The organism is Marichromatium sp. AB32 (genome assembly GCF_003718675.1).
In the GTDB taxonomy this organism is placed as follows: Bacteria; Pseudomonadota; Gammaproteobacteria; order Chromatiales; family Chromatiaceae; genus Marichromatium; species Marichromatium gracile.
Genome location: NZ_RHFJ01000006.1, coordinates 77,036 through 88,157, shown reverse-complemented (window position 1 = coordinate 88,157; position 11,122 = coordinate 77,036). Strand labels below are relative to the sequence as shown.

General features: G+C 68.4%; 12 protein-coding genes. All 12 read left to right on the top strand.

Going from position 1 to position 11,122, the window contains the following annotated elements; all coding sequences use genetic code 11:
• The coding region (locus EBL85_RS17385; RefSeq protein WP_223806051.1) for a hypothetical protein at positions 1-186 on the top strand (186 nt) is incomplete at its 5' end.
• A gap of 109 nt (positions 187-295) precedes the next feature.
• Positions 296-1,342: a rod shape-determining protein gene (locus EBL85_RS03665; protein WP_123139080.1), complete on the top strand. Its 1,047-nt coding sequence runs from the start codon at positions 296-298 to the stop codon at positions 1,340-1,342.
• A gap of 240 nt (positions 1,343-1,582) precedes the next feature.
• On the top strand, positions 1,583-2,410 hold the full coding sequence (gene mreC, locus EBL85_RS03660; RefSeq protein WP_243695628.1) for a rod shape-determining protein MreC: 828 nt from the start codon (positions 1,583-1,585) through the stop codon (positions 2,408-2,410).
• Complete coding sequence (mreD, locus tag EBL85_RS03655; protein ID WP_123139082.1) at positions 2,407-2,895, top strand: rod shape-determining protein MreD; 489 nt, start codon at positions 2,407-2,409, stop codon at positions 2,893-2,895. Before mreC ends, mreD begins: the two co-directional genes overlap by 4 nt.
• A gap of 4 nt (positions 2,896-2,899) precedes the next feature.
• Positions 2,900-4,786, top strand: a complete 1,887-nt coding sequence (gene mrdA / locus EBL85_RS03650; RefSeq protein WP_123142196.1) for a penicillin-binding protein 2 — start codon at positions 2,900-2,902, stop codon at positions 4,784-4,786.
• On the top strand, positions 4,776-5,912 hold the full coding sequence (gene rodA, locus EBL85_RS03645) for a rod shape-determining protein RodA (protein WP_123139084.1): 1,137 nt from the start codon (positions 4,776-4,778) through the stop codon (positions 5,910-5,912). The genes mrdA and rodA overlap by 11 nt, the downstream gene beginning before the upstream one ends.
• Positions 5,913-6,046: 134 nt before the next feature.
• A complete protein-coding gene (mltB, locus tag EBL85_RS03640; RefSeq protein ID WP_123142195.1) occupies positions 6,047-7,030 on the top strand; it encodes a lytic murein transglycosylase B in 984 nt (327 codons plus the stop codon).
• A gap of 53 nt (positions 7,031-7,083) precedes the next feature.
• Entirely contained in the window at positions 7,084-8,007 is a 924-nt protein-coding gene (locus EBL85_RS03635) for a septal ring lytic transglycosylase RlpA family protein (protein ID WP_223806050.1), read from the top strand.
• A gap of 166 nt (positions 8,008-8,173) precedes the next feature.
• On the top strand, positions 8,174-9,313 hold the full coding sequence (locus tag EBL85_RS03630) for a D-alanyl-D-alanine carboxypeptidase family protein (RefSeq protein ID WP_123142193.1): 1,140 nt from the start codon (positions 8,174-8,176) through the stop codon (positions 9,311-9,313).
• Positions 9,314-9,341: 28 nt separating this feature from the next.
• The gene (locus EBL85_RS03625) at positions 9,342-10,208 is read left to right on the top strand and encodes a D-amino acid aminotransferase (RefSeq protein WP_123142192.1); all 867 of its coding nucleotides are present in this window, start codon (positions 9,342-9,344) and stop codon (positions 10,206-10,208) included.
• Complete coding sequence (locus EBL85_RS03620; RefSeq protein ID WP_123139089.1) at positions 10,195-10,464, top strand: YbeD family protein; 270 nt, start codon at positions 10,195-10,197, stop codon at positions 10,462-10,464. The genes EBL85_RS03625 and EBL85_RS03620 overlap by 14 nt, the downstream gene beginning before the upstream one ends.
• Positions 10,461-11,120, top strand: coding sequence for a lipoyl(octanoyl) transferase LipB (gene lipB, locus EBL85_RS03615; RefSeq protein ID WP_123139090.1), 660 nt, complete (start codon positions 10,461-10,463; stop codon positions 11,118-11,120). Before EBL85_RS03620 ends, lipB begins: the two co-directional genes overlap by 4 nt.
• The last annotated feature ends 2 nt before the right edge of the window (positions 11,121-11,122 follow it).

Here is an 11,122-nt window from a genome sequence, read left to right as displayed (position 1 = left end):
CGCTGGCGGCTGGCGGCTTATTCCCTGCACGCGAAGTGCATGGTGTGTGATGTCGGCGTGAGGCCACAGGCGGCGCGGGTCCGCACCCACTGGCGGCTGATCGCTGGCGGCTGGCGGCTTATTCCCTTTCGTGCCTTCGCGGTTCAATCCCCTGGTCGCTGGCGCCGCTGCCTTGCCCATCCCTGATTGCATTGCTAGATTAGCCGTCCTGTTTTTCAAGGATTCCCTCAGCGGACATCGATACCGGACGCCTGCGGGACCCGGCGCTCCTCTCTTCCTCCAAGGTAAGTATCTGATGGTATTCAGACGCATTCGCGGGATATTCTCCAACGATCTGTCGATCGACCTGGGGACCGCCAACACCCTCATCTTTGCCCGCGGACAAGGCATCGTGCTCAACGAGCCCTCGGTGGTCGCGATCCGTCATGACCGCGCCACCGGCGGCAAGTCGGTCGCGGCAGTGGGCGAGGAGGCGAAGCTGATGCTCGGACGGACCCCACAGAGCATCACCGCGGTGCGGCCGATGAAAGACGGCGTGATCGCCGACTTCACCGTCACCGAGAAGATGCTGCAGTACTTCATCCACAAGGTGCACGAGTCGCGCCTGATCAGTCCCAGCCCGCGGGTGCTGATCTGCGTGCCCTGCGGCTCGACCCAGGTGGAGCGGCGCGCAATCCGCGAGTCGGCCGCCGGCGCCGGCGCGCGCGAGGTCTTCCTGATCGAGGAGCCGATGTCGGCGGCGATCGGCGCCGGGCTGCCGGTGCACGAGCCCCACGGCTGCATGGTCATCGACATCGGCGGCGGCACCTCGGAGGTGGCGGTGATCTCGCTCAACGGCATCGTCTACTCCGCCTCGGTGCGCATCGGCGGCGACACCTTCGACGACGCCATCGTCAACTATGTCCGGCGCAACTACGGCACCCTGATCGGCGAGACCACCGCCGAGCGCATCAAGCACAACATCGGCTCGGCCTACCCCGGCAACGAGATGCTGGAGCTGGAGGTCAAGGGCCGCAATCTCGCCGAGGGCGTGCCGCGCAGCTTCACCCTCAACAGCAACGAGATCCTCGAGGCGCTGCAGGAGCCGATCTCGGGCATCGTCGGTGCGGTCAAGATGGCCCTGGAGCAGACCCCGCCGGAACTCGGCGCCGATGTCGCCGAGCGCGGCATCGTGCTCACCGGCGGCGGCTCGATGCTGCGCGGCTTCGACCGGCTGATCGAGGAAGAGACCGGACTGCCGGTGGTGATGGCCGACGACCCGCTGACCTGCGTGGCGCGCGGCGGCGGCAAGGCACTGGAGCTGATCGACGAGCGCGCCACCGGACTGTTCTCGGTCGAGTGAGCCCCGCCGTTACGGGAACGCCCCGACACGAGCGGACTGGTCGCGCTCGGCACAATATCGGAAAATGACCCGCTCACGCCGCCCCTGATACAGCAGGGGCGGAGCCCTGTCCACGGGGTTTGAACCACCCCGCGCGACGCAGCAGACGCGCTCTCCCCCAATCCAGTCATTGCCGAGGAGCCGACCATCAAACCCCTGTTCGTCCGCGGCCCATCCCCACTGCTCAGGATGATCGTGGCGGTGATTCTGTCCCTCGGGCTGATCATCGCCGACCACCACTACGATCATCTCGGTACGGTACGCTCGGCGCTCTCGCTGGTCGCCTATCCGCTGCACTATGTCGTCGACCTTCCGGCGCACATGATGCGTGACACCCAGGGGCGCCTCACCAACGCCGCCGAGCTGCGCGCGCGCAACGCCGCGCTGCATCGCGAGAACCTGACCCTCAAGGCCAGGCTGCAGCAGTTCGAGGCGCTGGAGGCTGAGAACATGCGGTTGCGCGACCTGCTCGGCTCCTCGTTCAGCGTCGGCGAACGGGTGTTGATCGCCGAGATCATGTCGCTCGACATCGCGCCCTACCGGCAACAGGTGATGATCAACAAGGGCTCGCGCTCGGGGCTGTTCGTCGGCCAGCCGGTGCTCGACGCCAACGCGGTGATGGGCCAGGTCATCCAGACCAACCCCTTCACCTCCACCGTGTTGCTGATCACCGACGCCGAGCACGCACTGCCGGTGGAGATCAATCGCAACGGTCTGCGCTCGGTGGCCGCCGGCACCGGCCTGAGCCAGGAGCTGCAGTTGCTGCACATCCCCAAGAACGCCGACGTGCGCGTCGGCGACCTGCTGGTGACCTCGGGGATGGGCGAGCGCTTCCCGCCGGGCTACCCGGTCGCCCGTATCAAGACCGTACGCCACGACCCGGACAACCCCTTCATCACCGTGCTCGCCGAGCCCACCGCCGCACTCGACCGCAGCCGTGAGGTGTTGCTGGTCTGGACCATGGACCCGGTGTTGCAACAGCAGGCACTCTCCGACACCCAGGGCGCGGAGGCCCCGCCCCGACCATGAGCGAGACCAGGCCACGCGGCGGCTGGCTGATCGGCCTCAGCCTGTTCGTCGCCTTCTCTCTCAGCATCCTGCCGATGCCGCTGCCGGCCGAGGCGCTGCGTCCGCAGTGGGTGGCGATGGTGGTGGTGTTCTGGTGTCTGCACACCCCCGAGCGGATCGGCGTCTTCTCGGCCTTCGCCAGCGGGGTGGCGCTCGACGTGATCTCCGGCACCCTGCTCGGTCAGCACGCACTCACCCTGTCGCTGCTCGCCTATCTGGTCGTCGAGCTGCACCAGCGCATCCGCATCTTCCCGATGTGGCAGCAGACCCTGTTCGTCTGGGTCCTGCTGCTCGCCGAACGGCTGCTCACCCTGTGGGTGCTCGGCGCCACCGGACAACCGATGCCGGCGCTGAGCTACTGGGCCCCGACCTTCCTCGGACTGATCTTCTGGCCCTGGCTGAGCGCGCTGCTCGGCGACCTCGGGCGACGCGCCGGAACCCTCTGAGACGATGCTCGAGTCAGGCTTCCAGGATCGCAAGCGCGAACAGCGGATCATCGCCACCCGCTCGGCGATCGCCGCACTGCTGGTGATGCTGGCCCTGGCGCTGCTGGTGGTGCGGCTGCTGCACCTGCAGGTCGAACGCCACGATCATTTCTCGGTGCTGTCGCAGGACAACCGGGTCAAGATCCAGCCGATCCCGCCGACCCGCGGACTGATCTACGACGCCAACGGCGTGCTGCTGGCCGAGAACCACCCCTCGTTCTCGCTCGAGATCACCATCGAGAAGGTGACCGATCTCGACGCCACCATCGAGGCGCTCTCCCGCATCATCCCGATCGACGACAAGGATCGCGCCCGCTTCGCCCGACTCAAGCGCCAGCGGATGCGCTTCCAGGGGGTACCGATCCGGCTCAACCTGACCCCGGCGGAGGTCGCCCGCTTCTCGGTCAACGGCCATCGCTTCCCCGGCGTCGACGTACGTGCCGAGCTGGTGCGCGCCTACCCGCTCGGACCCTATACCGCGCACGTGCTCGGCTATGTCGGGCGCATCAACGAGCGCGAGCTCAAGCGCATCGACGCGCGCAACTATGCCGGCACCCACTTCATCGGCAAGGGCGGGATCGAGAAGGCCCACGAGGACCTGCTCCACGGCGAGGTCGGTCACCAGCAGGTCGAGGTCAACGCCCGCGGCCGGGTGCTGCGCACCCTCGAGAGCCAGCCGCCGCTCCCCGGACGCGATCTCAGCCTTTATCTCGACATCAACCTGCAGCGCGCCACCACCGACATCCTCGGCGATCGCCGCGGGGCCATCGTCGCCATCGACCCGCGCAACGGTGGCGTACTGGCGCTGGTCAGCCAGCCGAGCTTCGATCCCAACCTGTTCGTCGAGGGGATCAGCCAGAAGGACTATCACGCGCTGCTCTACTCGCCGGACAAGCCGCTGTTCAACCGCGCCATCCGCGGCCAGTACCCGCCGGGCTCGACGGTCAAGCCGTTCGTCGGGCTCGCCGGGCTGATCGAGGGCACGGTGACCGCGCAGAGCAAGGCCTATTGCCCCGGCTATTTCACCCTCCCCGGACACTCGCACCGCTTCCGTTGCTGGCGCCGCGGCGGTCACGGCCATGTCGATCTGCGTGCGGCGATGGCCGAGTCCTGCGACGTCTATTTCTACGATCTCGCCCACAAACTCGGTATCGACCGGCTGCATGCGCGCCTGGCCGAATTCGGCTTCGGCGCCGTCACCGGGATCGATCTCGCCGGCGAACTCGGCGGACTGCTGCCCTCGCGCGAATGGAAGCAGCGGGTCCGCAACCAGCCCTGGTTCCCCGGCGAGACGGTGATCATGGGCATCGGTCAGGGGGCCTATCTGGCCACCCCGCTACAGCTGGCCGCCGCCACCGCCACCCTCGCCAACCACGGTCATTTCATCGCCCCCCGGGTGGTGCGCGCCAGTCGCGCCTCGGAGCCCTCGCGATCGACCCCAGAGGAACCCCTGCCGATCGTCGAGCACCAGATCCAGGTCGAGAACCCGGCGCACTGGGACACCGTGATCGACTCCATGGTGGCGGTGATCGAGGACCGCCACGGCACCGCGCGCAAGATCCGCTCGCCCGATTACCACATCGCCGGCAAGACCGGCACCGCGCAGGTCTTCACCATCGGTCAGAGCGAACGCTACGACGCCGAGACCGTGCCCGAGCGGCTCAAGGACCACGCGCTGTTCGTCGCCTTCGCCCCGGTCGAGGACCCGCGCATCGCCGTCGCCGTGGTGGTCGAGAACGGCGGCAGCGGCAGCGCCACCGCCGCGCCCATCGCGCGGCGGGTGATCGACGCCTATCTCGGCGGCGAGCCGCTGCCGCCGGAGGAAGAGGAGAAGCGCGCCGATGGCGACTAACACCCGCGCCGCCCAGCTCGACCGTGGGGTCGACGAACCGCTGCCCGGTCCGCTGCGACGACTGCACATCGACGCGCCGCTGCTGGTGGCGCTGCTCGGACTGTGCGGCTTCGGGCTGATGGTGCTCTACAGCGCCAGCGACCAGAGCCCGCTGGCGGTGGAGCGCCAGCTGATCCGACTCGGCATCGCCTTCGCGCTGATGCTGGCGGTGGCGCAGATCCCGCCGAACCGACTGCGCAACTGGTCGCCCTCGCTATTCGTCGCCGGCTGCATCATGCTGGTGGCGGTGCTGGTGGCCGGCGAGATCGGCAAGGGCGCGCAACGCTGGCTCGACCTCGGCTTCGTGCGCTTCCAGCCCTCGGAGCTGCTCAAGCTCGCGGTGCCCATGGCGGTCGCCTGGATCCTCGCCGCCCGGCCGCTGCCGCCCTCGCGCACCCGCATCCTGCTGGCGGCGTTCATCACCATGATCCCGGTGGTGCTGATCGCCAAACAGCCCGATCTCGGCACCTCGCTGCTGGTGGCCAGCGCCGGGGTGATGGTGCTGTTCATCGCCGGGCTGAGCTGGCGGATGATCGGCGCGCTCGCGCTCATCGCCGCCGCCGCCGCGCCACTGCTGTGGTTCGGCATGCACGACTACCAGCGCGAGCGCGTGCTCACCTTCCTCAACCCGCAGTCCGACCCGCTCGGTTCGGGCTATCACATCATCCAGTCGCAGATCGCCATCGGCTCCGGCGGGGTCTCGGGCAAGGGCTGGCTCAACGGCACCCAGTCGCACCTGGAGTTCCTGCCCGAGCGCAACACCGACTTCATCTTCGCGGTGATCGGCGAGGAGTTCGGCTTCGCCGGCATCCTCGCGCTGCTCGCGCTCTATCTGTTCATCATCCTGCGCGGGCTGGTGATCGCCAGCCGCGCCCAGGACAACTACGGTCGGCTGCTCGCCGGCGGCCTGATCATGGTGTTCTTCGTCTATGTCTTCGTGAACACCGGGATGGTCACCGGACTGCTGCCGGTGGTCGGCGTGCCGCTGCCGCTGATCAGCTACGGCGGCACCTCGATGGTCACCCTGATGATCGGCTTCGGGATGATCATGAGTATCGAGACACATCGAAAAAGGGTTCGGATTTAAGCGCTTTGCGCATATACTGGAGGTCGAGTGTCAAGGAAAGCGTGCAGCGCGACGGGCGTTTGTGCACGACACCATCACCTTCAGGATCGAGCTGCTGTCGATCCGCACCGAGACTCAGGACCGATCGAGCACCGATGCGAACCCTGATCACCCTGTTGAGCGCCCTGCTGCTGCTCGCCACCGCCGAGGCCGCGCCCGACAGTTATTGGGATGCCGCAGCCACCTTCGTCACCGAGATGGCCGCGCGCCATGACCTCGATGCCGAGCGGCTCGCCGCCCTGATCGCCGGGGCCGAGTATCGCCAGGAGATCATCGATGCCATGGAGCAGCCCTACGAGGGCAAGCCCTGGCACCGCTATCGCGCACTCTTTCTCACCCCCGAGCGCATCGCCGGCGGACGCGCCTTCCACGCCGCCCATGCCGAGCAGCTCGCGCGGGCCGAGGCGCGTTACGGCATCCCTGCACCGGTGATCGTCGCCATCATCGGCATCGAGACCCGCTACGGCGAGGTGCTCGGTCGTCATCGCGCGCTCGACGCGCTGACCACGCTCGGCTTCTCCTACCCCAGACGCGCCGCCTTCTTCCGTCGCGAGCTCGAGCAACTGATCCTGCTCGGCGCCGAGGAGGGGATCGATCTGAGCGTCGTACGCGGCTCCTACGCCGGCGCGCTCGGCATGCCCCAGTTCATCCCCTCGAGCTATCGCGCCTATGCCGTCGACTTCGACGGCGACGCGCGGCGCGACCTGTGGCGCAGCAGCGCCGATGTCATCGGTAGCGTCGCCAACTATCTCGCGCGTCACGGCTGGCGCGCAGGCGGCCCGGTGGCGATCCCCCTGGTGCAGCCGCCAGCGACCATGCCGGCAGTGGTGCGCAAGGCGCCGCGCGCACCCGCGACCACCCTCGGCGCGCTGCGCGCCGCCGGCATCGACCCGATGGCCGCAAACGGGCTCGCGCCGGAGACGCCGGCCAACCTGATGTGTCTGGATGGCGGCGCGGCAGGCGAGCGCTGCTGGATCAGCTTCGCCAACTTCTACGCCATCACCCGCTACAACCACAGCAACCTCTACGCCATGGCCGTGCACCAGTTGAGCGAGGCGATCGGGGAGACGCCGCCATGAGCGCGTCCCGCATCGCGGTCGATCAACAGGCGCTGTCGCAGGGGAGGATCCGCATGTCCATACCGTCCGCTCGTCCATCGCACCGTCGGCTGCTGATCGCACTGGCGATCGGTGCAGCCGCGCTCGGCGGCTGTGCCAGCCAGCCGGGTCAACACCAGCTCGACGCCTTCGACGACGTCCCGCCGGAGATCGCCGACATCCCCGACGCCGTCCCCAAGGTCGAACCCAGATCCAGATACGGCAACCCCAAGTCCTACGAGGTCTTCGGCAAGCGCTACTACACCAAGGCAAGCAGCCGCGGACACGTCGAGCGGGGCCTGGCCTCCTGGTACGGCAAGGACTTCCACGGTCGCCGCACCAGCTCGGGCGAGCCTTATGACATGCACGCCATGACCGCAGCCCATAAGACCCTGCCGCTGCCGACCTATGCCCGGGTGACCAATCTCGAGAACGGCCGCAGCGTGGTGGTGCGGATCAACGATCGCGGTCCCTTCCACGGCTCGCGCGTCATCGACCTGTCCTATACCGCCGCAACCAAGCTCGGCATGGCGCGCAAGGGCACCGCCATGGTCGAGGTCCGCGCCATCGACCCACGACGACCGGATGCCGATCCCGGCCCGCTGGTGGCGGGCGGCGAGCACGCACCGCAGCGTGCTCGCGACACCACTCCCCCGGCGTCCGAGCCCGCCAGGGCGACGACCAAGCCGGTCACGACCGCCGCGCGTACCACGGATGGCGGCAGCGGTGGCCTCTATGTCCAGGTCGGCGCCTTCGGCGATCCGCGCAACGCCGAGCGGCTGCGCTCCCGGCTGCGTCCGGAACTCGGCGACCCGATCCTGGTCGAGAACACCCGTAGCGCCGACAATGCGCTCTATCGGGTCCGCATCGGCCCGCTGGCCTCGCGCACCGAAGCCAGCGCCCTCACCGAACGCCTGGCAGGGCTCGGCATCGCCGAGACCCGCCTGGTGCAGAACTGACCCTCGGGTCCGCCCAACCGGCGGCGGCGTCACGCCGCCGGTGCCCGACCACCCCATCCTCATCGATCCCAGCAACCGGGGTCACGGTCGGGCGATCCCCAAGACAGCGACAGCAAGGTTAGAATACCCCGTGATGACACGCCCCCACGCCGAACCCGGACACCCCATGAAGTCACGTATCCAGCCCCTCGTCCTGATCGTCCTGCTGTGCCTGTACCCCGTGCTGGCGAGCGCCGCACCGCAGATCCCGGCACCGCCGCAGCTCGACGCCAAGGGCTATCTGTTGATCGACTTCAACACCGGCCAGGTGCTCGCCGACATCAATGCCGACGAGCGTCTGGAACCGGCCAGCCTGACCAAGATCATGACCGGCTACGTGGTCTTTCGCGAACTCGCCGAGGGCAACATCCGTCTCGACGATCAGGTGCTGGTCAGCGAGAAGGCGTGGCGCACCGGCGGCTCGCGGATGTTCATCGAGGTCGGCACCCAGGTCAGCGTCGAGGACCTGCTCAAGGGCATGATCATCCAGTCGGGCAACGATGCCAGCGTCGCCCTCGCCGAGCACGTCGCCGGCAGCGTCGAGGCCTTCGCCAACCTGATGAACGCCCATGCCCGTCGGCTGGGGATGACCAACAGTCACTTCACCAACCCCAACGGCCTGCCCGATCCCGATCTCTACACCACCGCGCGCGACATCGCCCGCGTCACCATGGCGATCATCCGCGAGTTCCCGCAGTACTACGCCTGGTACAGCAGCCGCGACTTCACCTACAACGACATCACCCAGCCCAACCGCAACCCGTTGCTGCGTCGCGACCCCTCGGCCGATGGCGTCAAGACCGGTTACACCCGCGCCGCCGGTTACTGTCTGGTCGGTTCGGCCAAGCGTGACGACCAGCGACTGGTCTCGGTGCTGATGGGCGCGCCCAGCCCCAATGCCCGCGCCACCTCCAGCCTGGCGCTGCTCAACTACGGCTTCCGCTTCTACGAGAGCCACCGTCTCTATCCGGCCGGTCAGCCGGTCGAGCACCTGCGGGTGTGGTACGGGGAGCAGGAGGTGCTGTCGGTGGGCCCGGCGACGGATGTGTTTGCGACCATCCCGCGCGGCGACTATGGTCAACTCAGTGCCCGTATCGAGCGCACCGCCGAGCTCACCGCCCCGATCGCCGTCGGCGCCCGGATCGGCGATCTGGTGGTCGACAACGCCGGGCGCGAACTGACGCGGGTCCCCCTGGTCGCGCTCGAGGCGGTGCCCGAGGGGGGCTTGGTGCGCAAGGCGAAGGACCATCTGCTGCGCATGTTCTGATGCCGGTCCGAGCCGGCGGAGCGAGCGCATGAACGAGCTCTATCTCAACGGTCGTTTCCTGCCGCCCGAGGCGGCGCAGGTCTCCGTGCTCGATCGCGGCTTCCTGTTCGGCGACGGCGTCTACGAGGTCGTGCCCAGCTACGGCGGTCACTTCCTCCGTCTCGACCAGCACCTGGCGCGGCTCGGGCGCAGTCTCGCGGCGATCGGGCTCGATGACCCGCTCGGACCCGAGGGTTGGCAACGGGTGGCGCGCCGACTGGTCGGCGAGCCACCGGCCCCGGATCAGAGCCTTTATCTGCAGATCACCCGCGGGGCGGCGCCGACCCGCGATCACCGCTTCCCGACGGGGGTCAGGCCGACGGTCTTGGCGATGAGCACGCCGCTCGCCCCACGCGACCCGGCGATCGCCCGCGACGGCATCCGCTGCATCACCCGGCCCGACATCCGCTGGCAGCGCTGCGACATCAAGTCGACCTCGCTGCTCGGGGCGGTGCTGATGCGCCAGGAGGCGAGCGCGGCCGGTGCCGACGAGACCATCATGCTGCGCGACGGACGGGTCACCGAGGCCGCCGCGGCCAACGTCTTCGTGGTCCAGGGTCAGCGGCTGCTGACCCCGCCCTGCGATCACCGTCTGCTCGCCGGGATCACCCGCGAGCTGGCGCTGCGACTCGCCGAGAGCGGTGAGATCGCCTTCTCCGAACAACCGATCGAGGACGCCCGGCTGCGCACCGCCGACGAGATCTGGCTCGGCAGCTCGACGCGCGAGCTGGTGCCGGTCACCCGGCTCGACGACCAGCCGGTCGGCGACGGCCGACCGGGACCACTCTGGCGACGCATGGACGCCCTCTATCAGGACTACAAGTCACAGGTACGCAACGGTCATGTCCGATTCTGAAGAAACCCTGCTCGAATTCCCCTGCCGTTTCCCGATCAAGGCGATGGGCCGCGCCAGCGACGACTTCCAGACGCTGGTCGTCGACATCGTCGAGCGTCATGCCCCCGGCGTCGAGGCCACGGCGATCAGCGCCCGCCCCAGCAACGGCGGCAAGTGGCTGGCGGTGACGGTCACCATCGAGGCGCACAGCAAGGCGCAGCTCGACGCCATCTATGCCGAGCTGACCGCGCACGAGCGCGTGGTCTGGGCACTGTGAGCGAGGCGGGGGAGGGAGCGCGACAGCAGACGCTGCTGATCCGCCGTCTGCCGGGGCTGCAGGACTATGCCGCGACCCTGGAGGCGATGCGTCGCTTCACCGACGCCCGCGACGAGGACTCGCTCGACGAGCTGTGGCTGCTCGAGCACCCGCCGGTGTTCACCCTCGGTCAGGCCGGACGCCGCGAGCACCTGCTCGCCACCGGCGACATTCCGGTGCTACAGGTCGATCGCGGCGGTCAGGTCACCTATCACGGCCCCGGCCAGCTGGTCGCCTATCTGCTGTTCGATCTGAGACGCGCCGGGATCGGCGTCAAGCGGCTGGTCAACATGCTCGAGCAGACGGTGATCGAGCTGTTGCGCGACTACGGCGTGGATGCCGAACGCCGCGACAACGCCCCCGGGGTCTATGTCGCGGGCGCCAAGATCGCCTCGCTCGGGCTGAGGGTGCGCAATGCACGTAGCTACCACGGGCTGGCGCTCAACGTCGCCATGGAGCTCGAACCCTTCGACCGGATCAATCCCTGCGGCTACACCGGGCTGGCGATGACCCAGCTCTCGGAGTTCGTCGCCGGGATCGGGGTGACCGATGTCGCCGGCCGGCTGGTCGACACCCTCGCCCGGGTGTTCGACCTGGAGCCGCGCTGGGCGCGCTGAAC

Bases quoted from the DNA above. Each gene is read 5' to 3' on its own strand.
- EBL85_RS03665 (WP_123139080.1), top strand. From the start codon at position 296: ATGGTATTCAGACGCATTCGCGGGATATTCTCCAACGATCTGTCGATC.
- mreD (WP_123139082.1), top strand. From the start codon at position 2,407: ATGAGCGAGACCAGGCCACGCGGCGGCTGGCTGATCGGCCTCAGCCTG.
- mrdA (WP_123142196.1), top strand. From the start codon at position 2,900: ATGCTCGAGTCAGGCTTCCAGGATCGCAAGCGCGAACAGCGGATCATC.
- rodA (WP_123139084.1), top strand. From the start codon at position 4,776: ATGGCGACTAACACCCGCGCCGCCCAGCTCGACCGTGGGGTCGACGAA.
- mltB (WP_123142195.1), top strand. From the start codon at position 6,047: ATGCGAACCCTGATCACCCTGTTGAGCGCCCTGCTGCTGCTCGCCACC.
- EBL85_RS03635 (WP_223806050.1), top strand. From the start codon at position 7,084: ATGTCCATACCGTCCGCTCGTCCATCGCACCGTCGGCTGCTGATCGCA.
- EBL85_RS03630 (WP_123142193.1), top strand. From the start codon at position 8,174: ATGAAGTCACGTATCCAGCCCCTCGTCCTGATCGTCCTGCTGTGCCTG.
- EBL85_RS03625 (WP_123142192.1), top strand. From the start codon at position 9,342: ATGAACGAGCTCTATCTCAACGGTCGTTTCCTGCCGCCCGAGGCGGCG.
- EBL85_RS03620 (WP_123139089.1), top strand. From the start codon at position 10,195: ATGTCCGATTCTGAAGAAACCCTGCTCGAATTCCCCTGCCGTTTCCCG.